This window comes from Pseudomonas sp. TE3728, from assembly GCF_056279145.1.
Window position 1 is genome coordinate 549,186 of the sequence record NZ_JBWBQT010000001.1, and the last position, 18,197, is coordinate 567,382.

Consider the following 18,197-nt stretch of genomic DNA (forward strand, 5'->3'; position numbering starts at 1 on the left):
CACCAATGGCAAGCTCGACCGCAAGGCGTTGCCGGTGCCGGACCAGTCGTCAGTGGTGACCCGTGAATACGAAGCCCCGCAAGGTGAGGTCGAAACCGCCATCGCCCGGATCTGGCAGGACTTGCTGAAGATCGAGCAGGTTGGCCGCCATGATCACTTCTTTGAACTGGGCGGCCACTCGTTGTTGGCGGTGAAGTTGATCGAGCGCATGCGTCAGGTCGACCTGGCCGCCGATGTGCGCGTGTTGTTTGGTCAGCCGACGCTGGCGGCGCTGGCTGCTGCGGTGGGCGGTGGTAGCGAAATCGTAGTGCCGGTCAACGCCATCCCGGACGGCTGCACGCGAATCACTCCGGACATGTTGCCGCTGGCTGATCTGGATCAGAACGCCATCGACCGGATCGTCGCAACGGTACCGGGCGGGGTTGCCAATGTGCAGGACATCTACGCTTTGGCGCCGCTGCAGGAAGGGATTTTGTATCACCACCTCGCGGCGGCCAAAGGTGACCCGTACCTGCAATATGCAACGTTTGCCTTTGACAGTCGCGCACGGTTGGAAACGTTCGCCAAGGCGTTGCAAGACGTGGTGTCGAGACACGATATTCTGCGCACCGGGGTGGTCTGGGAAAACCTGGACGAACCGGTGCAAGTGGTTTGGCGCGAGGCGCAGCTCGGGCTTGATGAGCTGGTACTGGACCCTTCGGCGGGCGATATCGCGCAGCAATTGCGCGAACGCCTTGATCCGCGCCATTACCGCCTGGACATTCGCCAGGCGCCGATGATGCGTATCGGCTATGCCGAAGACGTGGCGAACAATCGCTGGGTCGGCATGCTGCTGTTCCATCACATGGTCGACGATGCCACCTCGCTGGGCATGCTCACCGCGGAAATCGAAGCGCACATGTTGGGGCAGGCGCAGCATCTGGCGGCTTCGGTGCCGTATCGCAACTATGTGGCCCAGGCACGGCTGGGTGTCAGCCGTGAGGAACACGAAGTGTTTTTCCGCGACATGCTCGGTGATGTCGCCGAGCCGACGTTGCCCTTCGGCTTGCAGGATGTGCAGGGCGAGGGGCACGGCATCGAAGAAGTTCGACAAGGGGTCGATGCGCTACTGAGCAAGCGTCTGCGGGCCCAGGCCCGTCAGCTCGGGGTGAGCGCGGCAAGCGTGTATCACTTGGCATGGGCCCAGGTGCTGGGTCGCGTGTCGGGCCAGGACGATGTGGTCTTCGGCACCGTATTGCTGGGGCGGATGCAGGGCGGCGCAGGAGCTGACCGTGCGCTGGGCATGTTCATCAACACCTTGCCTCTGCGCGTGAACGTGGGGGCGCAAAGTGTGCGCGCCGGGGTCAAGGCGACTCATGCGCGGCTGACCGCATTGCTCGGCCACGAGCATGCTTCTCTGGTGCTGGCGCAGCGTTGCAGCGGTGTGGCCGCGCCGACGCCGCTGTTCAGTGCGCTGCTCAACTACCGCCATCTCGGTACGCCGACGGTGTCGAACGAAGCGCTTGCCGCCTGGGAAGGTATCCAGGCGCTGGAGGGCGAAGAGCGCACCAACTACCCGCTGACGTTGTCGGTGGATGACCTGGGTGAAGGTTTCAACCTGACCGTCATGGCTCAGGCACCGATAGGGGCCGGGCGCGTTTGCGGCTATATGCAGAGCGTCCTGGAACATCTGGTGGAGGCGCTGGAGCAAGCGCCGCAAGCACCGTTGCATGGGTTGAAAATCCTGCCACAGGCCGAGCGCCGGCAGTTGATCGAGACCTGGAACAGCACGGACGCGGTGTATGCCCACGACGCGTTGATCCATCGACAGTTCGAAGCCCGGGCAGCGGCGCAACCTGACGCGGTGGCCGTGGTGTATGAGGACCGGACACTGACCTACGGCGCACTCAACGCCCGTGCCAATCAGGTCGCCCATCGTCTGTTGGCCCTTGGGGTTTGTCCGGATGATCGGGTGGCGATCTGTGTCGAGCGCGGCCTGAACATGATTGTCGGCCTGCTGGGGATCCTGAAGTCCGGCGCAGGCTATGTGCCGCTTGATCCGGTCTATCCGCCAGAACGCATCGCCTACATGCTTGAGGACAGCACGCCCGTAGTGATATTGGTGCACGCCGCCACACGGGAGCGGTTGGCCGAAGAGTCGGTGCGAGTTATCGACCTCGACAGCGATGCGTTGCACAGCCAATCCGTTGCCAACCCGCAAGTGCCAGGTCTGGACTCCAGTCATCTGGCCTACGTGATCTACACCTCGGGTTCGACCGGCCTGCCCAAGGGCGTGATGGTCGAGCACCGCAACGTCGCACGGCTGTTTTCGGCGACGCAGCCCTGGTTCGACTTCAACCCGCAAGACGTGTGGGCGTTGTTCCATTCCTTCGCTTTCGATTTCTCGGTCTGGGAAATCTGGGGCGCGCTGACCCACGGCGGCCGCTTGCTGGTGGTGCCGCAGCTGGTCAGCCGTTCGCCGCAAGACTGCTACGCGCTGTTCTGTGAGGCTGGTGTCACTGTCCTCAACCAGACGCCGAGCGCCTTCCGCCAGTTGATTGCGGCCCAGGGCGAAAGCGACCTGAGTCACAACCTGCGACAGGTGATCTTCGGCGGTGAAGCGCTGGAGACCGGGATGCTCAAACCCTGGTATGCCCGTGAGGCCAATGCGCAGACGCAACTGGTCAACATGTACGGCATCACCGAAACGACGGTGCATGTGACTTATCGTGCGCTGCAAGCGGCCGATGCGCAGCTAGGCGTGTGTCCGATCGGTGGGCGCATTCCCGATCTGCAACTGTATGTGCTGGACGCCCAGCGTGAGCCGGTGCCGGTGGGTGTGGTCGGTGAAATGTATGTGGGCGGCGCGGGTGTGGCCCGGGGTTACCTGAATCGTCCCGAACTGAACCGGGAGCGCTTTATTACCGACACCTTCAGCGGGCGTGCGGAGGCACGGTTATACAGGACCGGTGACCTCGGCCGCTGGCTGGAGAACGGTGAACTCGAATACCTCGGTCGTAACGACGAGCAAGTGAAGATCCGTGGTTTTCGCATCGAGCTGGGCGAGATCGAGGCGAAGCTGACGGCTTGTGAAAGTGTGCGTGAAGCCGTGGTGATCGCTCGGGAAGACGAACCGGGCGACAAGCGTCTGGTGGCCTATGTGATTGCCGAAGAAGGCGCGCAACTGTCGGCCGCCGACCTGCGCGTTCAACTGCTGGGCTCGCTGGCCGAGTACATGGTGCCAAGCGCGTTCGTGGTGCTTGAAACGTTCCCGCTGACTGCCAACGGCAAGCTCGACCGCAAGGCACTGCCGGCGCCGGACCAATCGTCGGTAGCGAGCCGTGAATACGAAGCCCCGCAAGGCGAGGTCGAGACTGCCATCGCCCGGATCTGGCAGGACTTGCTGAAGGTCGAGCAGGTCGGTCGACATGACAATTTCTTTGAACTGGGTGGCCACTCGCTGCTGGCGGTGAAGCTGATCGAGCGCATGCGTCAGGTCGAGCTGAGCGCCGATGTACGCGTCTTGTTCGGCCAGCCCACACTGGCGGCGCTGGCCGCCGCAGTCGGCGGCGGTGCTGAAATCGTGGTACCGGTCAACGCCATCCCGCACGGCTGCACGCGAATCACTCCGGACATGTTGCCGCTGGCCGATCTGGATCAGAACGCCATCGACCGGATCGTCTCGACGGTACCGGGCGGGGTTGTCAATGTGCAGGATATCTATGCGCTGGCGCCGTTGCAGGAAGGCATTCTTTACCATCACCTTGCAGCGACGCAGGGTGACCCGTACGTGCTGCAGGTGTTGTTCGGCTTTGACAGTCGTGAACGGGTGGAAGCCTTCACCCATGCCTTGCAGAGCGTGGTATCACGTAACGATATCCTGCGCACCAGCATAGTGTGGCAAGGCCTGGACGCACCCGTGCAAGTGGTATGGCGCCATGCGACGTTGGCGCTTGAGGAAATCGAGACGGATCCGGCGGCGGGCGATGTCGTGCGGCAACTGCACCATCGTTTCGATCCGCGTCATTACCGTCTGGATATCGCTCAGGCACCGTTGATGCGGATGGCCTATGCACAAGACACGGCGAATCAGCGTTGGGTCGGCATCTTGTTGTTCCACCACATGGCGCTGGACCACACCGCCCTTGAAGTCGTGGTGCACGAAATGCAGGCCAGCCTGTTGGGCCAGGCGGAGCAGCTTGCTCCCGCCGTGCCGTACCGTAACCACGTGGCGCAGGCGCGGTTGGGCGTGAGTCGTGAGCAACACGAAGCGTTTTTCCGCGACATGCTCGGTGATATCGATGAGCCGACGCTGCCCTTCGGTCTGCAGGATGTGCAGGGCGACGGCAGTGGTGTCGAGGAAGTGCAACAACGTGTGGCGGTCAAGCTCGGCCAACGCCTGCGCGCGCAGGCGCGTCAGCTCGGTGTCAGCGCGGCAAGTCTGGTCCATCTGGCCTGGGCACAAGTGGTCGGCCGTGTGTCGGGCCGCGAAGAAGTGGTATTCGGCACCGTACTGATGGGCCGGATGCAAGGCGGCGAAGGGGCCGACCGTGCGCTGGGGATGTTCATCAATACTTTGCCGTTGCGCATCAGCGTGGGTGCGCAAGGGGCGCGCGCCGGGGTCAGGGCGACCCATGCGCGGCTATCGGCCTTGTTGGGGCACGAGCATGCCTCGTTGTCCCTGGCCCAGCGTTGCAGTGGTGTGCCGGCCTCGCTGCCACTGTTCAGCACCTTGTTGAATTACCGGCACAGCGCAGCTGAAACCGCATCCGACCAGGCAGTCTCGGCCTGGCACGGGATTCACACGCTGAGCATGGAAGAGCGCACCAACTACCCGCTGTGCCTGAATGTGGACGACCTTGGCGAGGACTTCATGCTCACGGCGCAGGCCGTGGTCGAGGTCGGCGCCCGACGTGTCTGCGATTACATGCACACGGCGCTGGAAACCCTGGTGGAGGCGCTGGAACAGGCGCCTGACGCGTCATTGCGTGAGTTGTCGATTGTGCCGGCAGCGGAACGTGAACAGTTGCTGGTGACGTTCAACGCCACCGAAGCGGATTACCCGCAGGAACAGACCATCCACGGGCTGTTCGAGGCCCAGGTGCAACGCACGCCGGACGCTGCGGCGATGCTGCATGGCAAACAGTGCCTGAGCTATCGCGAGCTGAATGAACGCGCCAACCGGTTGGCGCATTACCTGCGCAAGCAGGGCGTACAGCCGGATTCGCGGGTGGTGATCTGCGTCGAACGCGGCGTTGATATGGTCGTGGGATTGCTGGCGATTCTCAAGGCCGGTGGCGGTTATGTGCCGCTGGATCCGGCTTATCCGGCCGACCGGATTGCCTACATGCTGGCGGACAGCGCCCCGACGGCGATCCTGGCGCAAGCGGCCACGCGTGGCTTGCTGGCCGAGACATCGGTGCCGGTGATCGACCTCGACAGCGATGTCTGGCAGGACGAATCCGTCTTGAATCTGGAGATCGAGGGGCTGACCTCATCGCACCTGGCCTACCTGATCTACACCTCCGGTTCCACCGGTTTGCCCAAGGGCGTGATGATCGAACACCGCAACACGGTGAACTTCCTCACCTGGGCGCACCGTTCGTTCGATGCAGCAACCCTGGCGAAAACCCTGTTCTCCACCTCGCTGAACTTCGACCTGGCGGTGTACGAATGCTTCGCGCCGCTGACCTGCGGTGGCCGCATCGAGGTGGTGAGCAATGTGCTGGAACTGCAACAAGGCGAGCACGACATCAGCCTGATCAACACCGTGCCCTCGGCGCTCAAGGCGCTGCTGGAATCCGGCGGGCTGAGCGATGGTGTCGACACGGTCAACGTCGCCGGCGAAGCGCTCAAGCGCAGCCTGGTGGACAGCCTGTTCCAGCAGACCAACGTCAAGCGCCTGTGCAACCTCTACGGCCCCTCGGAAACCACGACCTACTCGAGCTGGGTATCGATGGCCCGTGAAGACGGCTTCGCCGCACACATCGGCAAACCGGTGGCCAACACCCAGTTCTATTTGCTGGATGAGCACGGACAACCGGTGCCGCTGGGCGTGCCGGGGGAAATCTACATCGGCGGTGCGGGCGTGGCGCGGGGTTACCTCAATCGCGACGACCTCACCGCCGAGCGTTTTCTCCGCGATCCGTTCAGCTGCGTCCCGCATGTGCGCATGTACCGCACGGGCGACCTCGGTCGTTACCGGCCGGACGGCAATATCGAATACCTGGGGCGTAATGACGATCAGGTGAAGATCCGTGGTTTCCGTATCGAACTGGGCGAGATCGAAGCCAAACTCGCGCAACACGAGGCGGTGAAGGAAGCCGTGGTCCTGGCCCGCGAAGACATCCCGGGCGAGAAGCGTCTGGTGGCGTATTACACGCCACAGACACCGGGTGTTGCGCTGGACCCTGAAGCCCTGCGCGCGCACCTGCAAACGCAGTTACCCGACTACATGGTGCCCGTCGCCTACGTGCGACTCGACGCACTGCCGCTGACCCCCAACGGCAAACTTGACCGCAAGGCACTGCCGGCACCGGACCTCGATGCGCTGATCACCCGTGGTTACGAAGCCCCGCAAGGCGAGGTCGAAATCACCCTGGCGCAGATATGGCAGACCCTGCTCGGTCTGCCACAGGTCGGTCGCCATGACCAGTTCTTCGAACTGGGCGGCCACTCGTTGCTGGCGATTCAATTGATTTCCCAGGTGCGTCTGCGCCTGGGCGTGGAATTGAGCCTGACCGAACTGTTCGCTCATCCCGAGCTTGCAGCACTGGCACAAGCCGTGGCCGGGGCGAGTCGAAGCGCCTTGCCGGAGATCGTCACGGTCTCCCGCGATGAAGACTTGCCGATGTCGTTTGCCCAACAGCGCCTGTGGTTTCTGGCGCAGATGGAAGGCGCCAGCGCGGCCTACCACATGCCCGCCGGCTTGCGCTTGTGCGGCACCCTGGACAGCATCGCCCTGCAGCGCGCACTGGATCGCATCGTCGCCCGCCACGAGGCTCTGCGCACCACCTTCGTGCAAGACCAAGGTCAGGAAGCGCGGCAACGTATTGCACCCGCCAACATCGGTTTCACCCTGCTTCAGCACGATCTGTCCGATCAGGTCGACGCCGAACGTGAATTGAACGTATTGGCCGCTCAGGAAGCGACAGACACCTTCGACCTGGAACATGGCCCATTGATCCGGGGTCGACTGATCCGTCTGAATCCCCAGGACCATGTGTTGCTGGTGACCATGCACCACATCGTCTCGGACGGCTGGTCGATTGGCGTCCTCACCGGGGAACTGGCGGCGCTGTATGAGGCTTACCGTCATGGCCTGGACGATCCACTGCCGGCGCTGACGGTGCAATACGCCGACTACGCAGTGTGGCAACGCCGCTGGTTGAGCGGCGAGGTGCTGGAAACCCAGAGCACCTACTGGCGGCAAACCCTGGTCGAGGCGCCGGCGCTGTTGATGCTACCGACCGACCGGGTGCGCCCGGCACAGCAGGACTACGCCGGGGCCGCGCTGTCGGTGGTCTTCGATGCAGGCCTGACCGCGGACCTCAAAGCCCTGAGCCAACGCCACGGCACCACGCTGTACATGACGCTGATGGCCGGCTGGGCGGCGTTATTGAGCCGACTCTCGGGCCAGGACGAAGTGGTGATTGGTTCACCCGTGGCCAATCGCATGTGTTCGGAAGTCGAAGGGTTGATCGGCTTCTTCGTCAACACCCTGGCGGTGCGCGTTGATGTCTCGGGCGCGCCAAACGTCGAAGCCTTGCTGGCGCGGGTCAAGACCCAGACCCTTGGGGCGCAGGCGCATCAGGACCTGCCGTTCGAGCAAGTGGTGGAAGTGCTCAAGCCAGTACGCAGCCTGGCCCACAGCCCGCTGTTCCAGGCCATGCTGTCGTGGCAGAACCTGGACAGCGCCGAAATGGTGCTGGGCGATCTGAAACTCGAAGGCCTGGGCGTGACGAACAGCGTCGCCAAGTTCGACTTGTCGCTGGAACTGGGCGAGGTGCAGGGGCAAATGCTTGGCACTCTGGAATACGCCACGGCGTTGTTCGACGAGGCCACGGTGCAGCGTTTTCTCGGTTATTTCGAGCGGCTGCTGCGGGCGATGGTGGCCGACGACCAGGCCCAGGTCGAGCGGATTGCACTGCTTGACGAGGTCGAGCTTCAACGCTTGCTGGTGGGCCTCAATGCCACGCAGGCGGCGTATCCCCACGAACAGACGATCCACCAGTTGTTCGAAGCGCAAGTCGCCGTCAGGCCGGATGCCATCGCGGTGGTGTTCGAGGGTGAGCGCATGAGTTATGCCGAGCTGAACCGCCAGGCCAACCAGTTGGCGCACCATCTGATTGGGCTGGGTATCCGCCCGGACGATCGGGTAGCGATCTGTGTCGAGCGTGGTGCCGAAATGCTGGTCGGCCTGCTGGCGATCCTCAAGGCTGGCGGCGGTTATGTGCCGCTCGACCCGGCGTACCCGACCGAACGGCTGGCCTACATGCTCGCTGACAGTAGCCCGGTGGTGGTGCTGACCCAGCGCGCGCTGCAAGATCGTCTGCCAACACTGGCGGCGCCAAGGGTGCTGCTCGATCACTCGGAACGCGTGCGCAGCGGCGTCACCGTCGGCCGCGAGGACAACCCGGTCATTGCGTCCCTGGGCGTGCGTCACCTGGCCTACGTGATCTACACCTCGGGTTCGACCGGCACCCCCAAAGGGGTGATGATCGAACACCGCGGCCTGGTCAATTACAGCGTCGACGCGGTCCGCCTGTTCGGCCTGACACCGGCCGACACGGTGCTGCAACAGAACACCCTGAACTTCGACCTGTCGGTGGAAGAGATCTTCCCGGCGCTGATCGCCGGCGCCACTCTGATGCCCAGCCGGCATATCTTCGGTACCGTCGGCACGCCACACGACGCCGACATCCGGCCGACGTTCCTGCACTTGACGGCGGCGCACTGGCACACCTTGGCCGCCGAATGGCACTACACACCGGCGCTGGCCCGGGAACACTTGCGCGACGTGCGTCTGATCAACGTCACTGGCGATGCCTTGTCGACGCACAAGCTTCAAATGTGGGATGAGGTACGCCCGGCGCACACGCAACTGATCAACACTTATGGCCCGACCGAGGCGACGGTGTCTTGTACTGCGGCCTACGTGACGCACGACGCCAATCATGACGCCAGTGGCATTGCCAGCATCGGCACGCCGATGGCCAACACCCGCATCTACCTGCTCGATGCGCACCGCCAGCCGGTGCCGTTCGGGGTGACGGGCGAGATTTTCATCGGCGGCGACGGCGTCGCTCGCGGTTACCTGAACCTCGACGGGATCAGCGCCGAACGGTTCCTCGCCGACCCGTTCAGCGAGCAGCCCGATGGCCGTATGTACAAGACCGGCGACCTGGCGCGCTATCGCCCGGACGGGCGCCTCGAATACCTGGGCCGCAACGACTTCCAGGTCAAGGTACGGGGTTTCCGTATCGAACTGGGCGAGATCGAAGCGAAGCTGGGCCACTGCGCCGGGGTCAAGGAGGCGGCGGTGATCGTGCGCGAAGACACCCCGGGCGACAAACGTCTGGTGGCCTACGTGGTGCCGCAGAAAGAAGTAACCCTGAACGCGGCGGCCTTGCGCACGCAGCTGTCGACCCTGTTGGCCGAATACATGCTGCCCAGTGCGTTCGTCAGCCTGACAGCGTTGCCGCTGACACCCAATCGCAAACTCGACCGTCAGGCGCTGCCGGCACCGGACGCCGAGGCCTATGCCAGCCGCACCCGCGAAGCGCCGCAAGGAGCCACCGAAATCGCACTGGCGCAGATCTGGCAGGCCTTGCTCAAAATCGAATCGGTGGGGCGTCACGACCACTTCTTTGAGTTGGGCGGGCATTCATTGCTGGTCATGCGTTTGATCTCGCAGGTGCGTGAGCACCTGGGCGTGGAGTTGAGCCTGAACGATGTCTTTGCACATCCCGATCTGAGTGCGCTGGCGCAGGTTCTTTCTCGGGCGGCACGCAGCACCCAGCCGCACATTGTGCCGGTGTCGCGCGAGCAGGCCTTGCCGCTGTCATTTGCCCAACAGCGTCTGTGGTTCCTGGCGCAACTGGAAGGCGGCAGCGCGGCATATCACATTCCCACGGGCCTGCGTCTGCGTGGCGAGCTGGATGCCATCGCGCTCACCCGTGCGCTGGATCGTATCGTGGCCCGTCATGAAGTCCTGCGTACCACCTTTGTGCAGGAACAAGGGGAGGAGGCCGAGCAACGCATTGCCTCCGTCGATATAGGGTTCATGCTGCAACTGCACGTACTGGCCGACCACCCGGACGCGGAAGCTGAACTGCTGATCATGGCCGAGGAGGAGGCTCGCGAAGCCTTCGATCTGGTGCGCGGTCCGCTGGTGCGTGGCCGACTGGTTCGCATGGCCGATGACGATCATGTGTTGCTGGTGACCATGCACCACATCGTGTCGGATGGCTGGTCCGCTGACGTTCTGACACGTGAGCTGGGCGTGCTGTATGAGGCGTTCCGCCAAGGGCAGGAAGATCCGCTGCCGGCCTTGCCGGTTCAGTATGCCGACTATGCCATTTGGCAACGCTGCTGGCTCACGGGCGAGGTGTTACAACAACAGGAGAGCTACTGGCAGCAGGCACTCGCCGGTGCACCGGGGCTGTTGACGTTGCCCACTGACCGGCCACGTCCCGCGCAGCAAAACTATTCAGGCAACGCCGTCGGCCTCGCACTCGATGAAACCCTGACCGACGACCTCAAGGCGCTGAGTCACCGCCATGGCACCACGCTGTTCATGACCGTGACGGCCGCCTGGGCCACCGTGCTCAGTCGTCTGTCGGGGCAGAGCGATGTCGTCATCGGTACCCCTGTGGCGAACCGCTTGCGTTCTGAAGTCGAAGGCATGATTGGCTTCTTCGTCAACACGCTGGCACTGCGCGTCGACGTGTCGGACGAACTGACGGTCGAAGCCTTGCTGCAACGCGTGAAGGCTCAACTCCTGAACGCTCAGGCGCATCAGGACTTGCCATTCGAACAGGTGGTGGAGGTGGTTCGGCCGGTACGCAGCCTGTCCCACAGCCCGGTGTTCCAGGCCATGCTGTCATGGCAGAACAACGAAAACGTCGGCCTGGAATTGGGCGACATAGCGCTGCAAGGGCTGGGTGTGACCAGCCGTACCGCGAAGTTCGATGTGTTGCTGGACATGGCGGAAATCGGCGGCCGCTTGTACGGGTCGCTGGAATACGCCACGTCGCTGTTCGACCAAGCGACGATGGAACGTTACCTCGGTTACCTCGAGTGCGTACTGCGAGCCATGGTTGCCGACGAGCACGCAAGGGTGGCGCACATCCCGCTGCTGGGCGATCACGAGCGCCATCATTTGCTGGAAACCTTTAATGCCACCGCGGTCGCGTATCCGCAGGGCCTGACGTTGCATGGGCTGTTCGAAGCGCAAGTCGCTACGCGTCCCGACGCAATCGCGGTGACATACGAAAACAGTCACTGGACGTACGACACGCTGAACCGCCGCTCCAACCAGGTCGCCCATGGTTTGATCGCGCTGGGCATCCGCCCGGACGACCGCGTGGCGATCTGCGTGGACCGCAGTCTCGAAATGCTCGCGGGCCTGCTGGGCATTCTCAAGTCCGGTGCCGGTTATGTGCCACTCGACCCGGATTATCCGGCCGACCGTTTGGCCTACATGCTGGAAAACAGCGCCCCGGCAGTGGTCCTCACCCAGCGTGCCTTGCAGGCCAGCCTGCCAGCGACGACGGCGAGGGTGTTGCTGCTGGATGCCACCGACGAGGACGATTTCTCGGCGCAGCCAACCATCGATCCTGTGGTGGACGGCTTGTGTGCGGAACACCTGGCCTACGTGATCTATACCTCGGGTTCGACCGGGCTGCCCAAAGGCGTGATCAACGAGCACGGCGCGATAGTCAACCGTCTGTTGTGGATGCAGGACGAGTATTGCTTGACCCCTGCGGACGCGGTGCTGCAAAAGACTCCGTTCAGCTTCGACGTATCGGTGTGGGAGTTTTTCTGGCCACTGTTCTGCGGCGCGCGTCTGGTGATGGCCCGTCCGGGCGGTCATCGGGATCCTGCGTATCTGCGCGAGGTGATTCAAGCCAAAGGTATCACCACGATGCACTTCGTGCCCTCGATGCTGGACGTGTTCCTGGCCCATGGCGATGTCAGCGAGTGCGAAGGGCTGGTGCGTGTGATGTGCAGCGGCGAGGCGTTGCCGGGTCACCTGGTGCGGCGCTTCAAAACGCAACTGCCGGCGACATCGTTGCACAACCTGTACGGGCCGACCGAAGCGGCTGTCGACGTGACTGCCTGGGACTGCGCGGGTGCTGACACACCCGATAGCACGCCAATCGGCAAACCGATCGCCAACACGCGTATCTACCTGCTCGATGGCTGCCAGCAGCCGGTGCCCATGGGGGCGGCAGGCGAGATTTACATCGGCGGGGTCCAAGTCGCACGAGGTTATCTGCACCGTCTGGAACTGACGGCCGAGCGCTTCCTGAAAGACCCGTTCAGCGATGCTCCGAATGCCCGGATGTACCGCACCGGCGATCTGGGGCGTTACGTGCAGGACGGCAACATTCTGTACCTGGGGCGCAATGACGATCAGGTCAAGATTCGCGGTTTCCGTATCGAGTTGGGCGAGATCGAGGCGCGTCTGGCCGAGCACCCGGCGGTACTGGAAACGGTGGTGCTGGTGAGCGAAGACGAACCCGGCAACAAACGATTGGTGGCTTACTATACGCCGCGCAGGCAGGGCGAAATGCTCGACATCCAGGCCTTGCGTGGTCATCTTCAGGTTCGCCTGCCGGAGTACATGGTGCCGGCCGCCTACGTGGCGCTCGACGCGCTGCCGCTGACGCCGAACGGAAAACTGGATCGCAAGGCGTTGCCCGCGCCGGATCCGGACTCGGTGATCACCCGTGATTACGAGGCGCCGCAAGGAGCAATCGAAACCACACTGGCACAGCTGTGGGCCGAGTTGCTCAAGGTCGAGCGGGTCGGGCGCCACGATCATTTCTTCGAATTGGGCGGTCACTCGCTGCTGGCGGTCACGCTGATCCAACGCATGCGTGAGGTCGGTTTGAGCGCGGATGTGCGGGTGCTGTTCGGCCAGCCAACGCTGGCGGCACTGGCGGCGGCCGTGGGGAACGGTACGGAAATCGTGGTGCCGGACAACGGCATTGCGCATGACTGCCAGCGGATCACGCCCGACATGTTGCCGCTGACAACGCTGTTGGCGGAAGAGATCGAACGTGTTGTCGCGCTCATCCCCGGTGGGGTTGGCAATGTGCAGGACATCTACGCACTGGCGCCGCTGCAGGAAGGGATTTTGTATCACCACCTCGCTTCGCAGCAGGGCGATCCCTATGTGCAGCAGGCTCTGTTCAATCTCAAGGATCGTGCCCGGCTGGATGCCTTCGTGGACGCGTTGCAGGGTGTGATCGGTCGGCACGATATCCTGCGCACTGCAGTGCTATGGGAAGGGCTACGCGAGCCGGTGCAAGTGGTCTTGCGCGAAGTACAACTGCTTGTTCAGGAATGTGTTTGCGAGCCGGGTAATGTCGCCGCACAACTTCGCGAGCGTTTCGATCCGCGACACTACCGGCTCGATGTACGCCAGGCACCGCTGCTGCGTCTTGCCTGTGCCTATGACGGCGAACACCAGCGCTGGGTGGCCTTACTGCTGTTTCATCACATCGCTCTCGATCACACCGCGCTGGAAGTGATCCAGCACGAAATGCAGGCTTACTTGCTGGGGCAACAAGCGCAATTGGGCGATGCCGTGCCGTATCGCAACTATGTGGCGCAGGCGCGACTTGGGGTGAGTGAAAGCGCCCATGAGGCCTTCTTCAGCGACATGCTCAAGGACATCAAGGAGCCGACGTTACCGTTCGGTCTGCACGATGTGCAGGGCGACGGTACCGGCATCGAGCAAGCACAGTGGGTGGTTGACGAAGCCTTGAGTCGCCGCCTGCGCACGCAGGCACGTTTGCTCGGCGTGAGTGCGGCGAGTCTGCATCACCTGGCATGGGCGCAAGTGGTGGCAGGCGTGTCCGGTCGCGAGGATGTGGTGTTCGGCACGGTATTGATGGGACGGATGCAGGGTGGCGAAGGTGCCGATCGGGCATTGGGACTGTTCATCAATACCTTACCGTTGCGGGTTGATGTCGGAGCAACGGGGGCTCGTGCGGGAGTGAAGGCGACCCATGCGAGCCTCACCGCACTGCTCGGGCACGAACACGCGTCGCTGGCCCTGGCGCAACGTTGCAGTGGTGTGGCGGCGCCCGCGCCGCTGTTTAGCGCGTTGCTGAACTACCGGCACAGTGCAACGCAGGTCACCGGTGACGCGCTGTCGGCGTGGAGCGGGATCGAAGGGCTGGGTGGTGAAGAGTGGAGCAACTATCCGCTGTCGCTGAACGTCGACGATCTCGGCGAACCGTTCGTGCTGACGGCCTTGGTGGTATCTCGGGTCGGGGCGAAGCGTGTCTGCGGTTATATGAATGCCGCACTGGAAAGCCTGGTTGATGCGCTTGAGCGTACCCCCGAAGCACCGCTGCGCGACCTGGCGATATTGCCGCTGGCAGAACGTCGGCAACTGCTGCTCGACTTCAATGCGACTGACACGGTCTACCCTCACGAACGGACAGTTCAGGACCTGTTTGACGCTCAGACCAGGGCCCGGCCCGACGCGATTGCCGTCGAACAGGCGGGGCAACAACTCACCTATCGGGAACTGAATGCCCGGGCGAATGACCTGGCGCATTACTTGCGCGAGCAAGGCGTCACGCCCCAGGCACGGGTGGCGATTGTGCTGAATCGCTCGTTCGATCTTATCGTGAGCGAACTGGCGATCCTCAAGTGCGCCGCCGTCTATGTGCCGCTGGATCACCATGCGCCGCAGGAACGCCAGCGCTTCATGCTGCAAGACAGCGCGGCGGCACTGGTTCTGACGACGAGCGATAGGGTGGTGCCTGAAGGCATCCTGCGAGTGGACCTGGATACTTTGCGGCTGGCCCGCGATGAACGGCCTGCCGTAATGTCCACCCAAGCGAGCGATACGCCGGCGTACATCATGTATACCTCCGGCTCCACGGGCCAACCGAAGGGCGTGATCGTGCCGCATCGGGCCATCGGCCGATTGGTGATCAACAACGGCTATGCAGATTTTGGCGCACACGACCGTGTGGCCTTCGCTTCTAACCCGGCCTTTGACGCCAGTACGATGGAAGTATGGGGCGCGTTGCTCAACGGTGGACGGATCGTGATCATTGATCACGAAGCGCTGCTCAGCCCGACGCAATTCGCTCAGGTGCTGACAGGGACGGGCGTTTCGGTGCTGTTCGTGACCACCGCCGTGTTCAACCAGTACCTGATGTTGATCCCGGATGCCCTGGCACGTCTTCGCATCTTGCTGTGTGGTGGCGAGCGGGGTGATCCGGCCTCGTTCCGGCGTCTGTTGGCGCATGCTCCGTCACTGCGGCTGGTGCATTGCTATGGCCCCACCGAAACCACGACCTTCGCCACGACCCATGCGGTGACAGCCGTGCCTGACGGCGCGATGAGTATTCCGATCGGCCGTCCCATTGCCAACACCCGGATCTATATCCTCAATGCTGCACAGCAACCGGTACCGGTCGGGGTCACGGGCGAGATTCATATCGGCGGCGCGGGGGTGGCCCTCGGTTACTTGAACCGTGCGGACTTGACCGAAGAGCGCTTTATCGTCGACCCGTTCAGCGATCGGCCGGATGCACGCCTGTACCGCAGCGGTGATCTGGGGCGCTGGTTGCCGAACGGCACCATCGAGTATCTGGATCGCAATGACGGGCAGGTAAAAATCCGCGGTTTCCGCATCGAACTCGGTGAGATCGAGGCGCGCTTGCACGAATGCCACGGGGTGCGCGAAGCCTTGGTGGTGGCGCGAGAAGACGGCCCTGGCGATAAGCGTCTGGTGGCGTACTACACCGTGCAGGCGAGCGGTGAAATACCCGATGCCGAAACCTTGCGCATGCACCTGCATTCACTATTGCCGGAGTACATGATTCCGGCGGCTTATGTGCAATTGGTGGCGTTGCCCCTGACGCTGAACGGCAAGGTCGATGTCGGCGCGCTGCCGGCACCGGAAACCGGTGCCTATGTGACCCGCGACTACGAAGCACCGCAGGGCGCACTGGAAACGACGCTGGCAAGTCTGTGGGCCGAGGTATTGAAGCTGGAACGGATTGGCCGTCATGACAATTTCTTTGAAATGGGCGGGCATTCGCTGCTGGCGATCCGACTGGTCGGACTGCTGGCGCAGGCCAACCTGACGGTATCGCTGTCCGAGTTGTTCCAGCATGAAAGCGTGGTGTCGATGGCGTCGATGCTGCAGGCCCGCACCACTGATGTTCAGCTGCTCGGCTCGATTGTCCCGGTGCGCAAGACCGGCACGCAAAACCCGCTGTTCCTGGTGCATGAATTCAGTGGGCTGGACCTCTACTTCCCCGCGTTGGGCAAACATATCGATCCGGATATCCCTGTCTATGGCTTGCCTGCCATTGCGTGGGGAGAGCAGCAGTTGCAGACAATGGAGTGCCTGGCCTCGCGCCTGGTGGGCATCGTGCGTTCAGTGCAGCCCAAAGGGCCTTACCGGCTTGCCGGCTGGTCGTTCGGCGGTGTGCTGGCTTACGAGATCGCCATCCAGCTTATTGGCCTGGACGAGGAGGTCGAGTTCGTCGGCCTGATCGATAGCTACCTGCCGCGATTGGTGGATCAGGGCCGGGCGCGCTGGACGCCGGACGAAGCTCACAAACTCCACTTGCTGGACCGCTGCGATGTCTTCTGGAAGGCCCAGGCACCCGATGACGTGGACGTCGCGTCGATCCTCGCAAAACTGACGTGCTTGCAGACGCAGATGAGCCAATTCGACTTCGAAGGCCTGGTACAGCGGTGTCGCGACGAAGGGGTGCTGCATCAAGAGCTGGCTGTCTATAGCGCAGCCCAGCTCTGGCACTACCTTGACCGCGAAGTCGCGCATGGCCATGCACTGGCCCATTACACGGTGTATCCGATTTCCGCCCCAGTGCACTTGTTGATGGCCGACGAGCGCAAGGAAGACGCGTCCGAACATTCCGGCTATCTGGGGTGGGACGCTGTCCTGCCCAAAACACAGATGCACTGCATCAGCGTACCGGGTGATCACCAGACGATGATGCAGACCCCGCATATCCAGACACTGGGTCAAGCCATCAACGATGCACTTCGCGCCGTCGCGTCACGTCCGGCGCCGATGCCATCGAAGACTGGCTATCAACCGCTGCTGACGATCCAGGGCGGGCGCGCCGATCGGGCTCCGATCTTCTGTGTGCCTGGCGCCGGAGACAGTGTGACCGGTTTCATCGGGCTGACCGATGCCTTCGGCCCGGACTGGCCGATCCATGGGCTGCAACCCCGTGGACTGGATGGCAGCACCGAGCCTTTCAGCCTTGTGGAAACCGCCGCCGAGGCGTACCTCGACGCGATTGACAAGGTGCAACCCGATGGCCCGGTGCATTTACTCGGGCACTCCTTCGGCGGCTGGATCGTGTTCGAGATGGCGGCTCGTTTGAATGCGCGTGGCCGCAAAGTGGCGTCGCTGACGTTGATCGACAGCGAGTCGCCGGGTGGCAACGGTGTGGTGGGCAAACCTTATACCGCGACGGGGGTATTGAAACGCTTGATTGAAGCGATGCAGTTAGCCTCTGGCAAGTCGCTCGGCATCGATGCCACGGTATTCGGCACGCAGGACGATGCCGCACAGATGCGCTTGCTGCATGCGGGCATGGTCCGCGCCGGCATGCTGCCGCAGCGCTCGGCTGTCGACTCGATGCGTGGCCCGGCGCGGGCCTTCGGCACGGCACTGCGCACGGTTTACCAACCTCAACATCAATACACCGGTCCGGTGCGCCTGGTGCTGGCCAACGATCCGACCCTGGACACGGCCGGTAACAAACGCGAGCAGCAAGAAATGATCGAAGGATGGCGTAAGCACGTGCCTGACCTCAGTATCTGGTACGGTCCGGGTAACCACTTCACGATCCTCAAGGCACCTCACGTACATAACCTGGCAGCCTGGTGGCAGGACAGCCTTCCCATGCTCGATGAGGAGGCCGCCAGTGATTGCGTATAGCCGTCCTCCCTTCGCGCGAATCCATGGAGCCCGG

Annotated in this window: 1 protein-coding gene (only partly in view); it reads left to right on the plus strand. The window is 62.9% G+C overall.

Translation table 11 applies throughout. From position 1 onward, the window contains the following. Nucleotides 1-18,163: the 3' portion of a non-ribosomal peptide synthase/polyketide synthase gene (locus ACZ89R_RS02110; RefSeq protein WP_429546876.1), read on the plus strand. Its footprint begins 12,791 nt before the window's first position; the window shows 18,163 of its 30,954 coding nt (coding positions 12,792-30,954); the start codon falls outside the window, past its left edge; it ends in the stop codon at nt 18,161-18,163. The last annotated feature ends 34 nt before the right edge of the window (nt 18,164-18,197 follow it).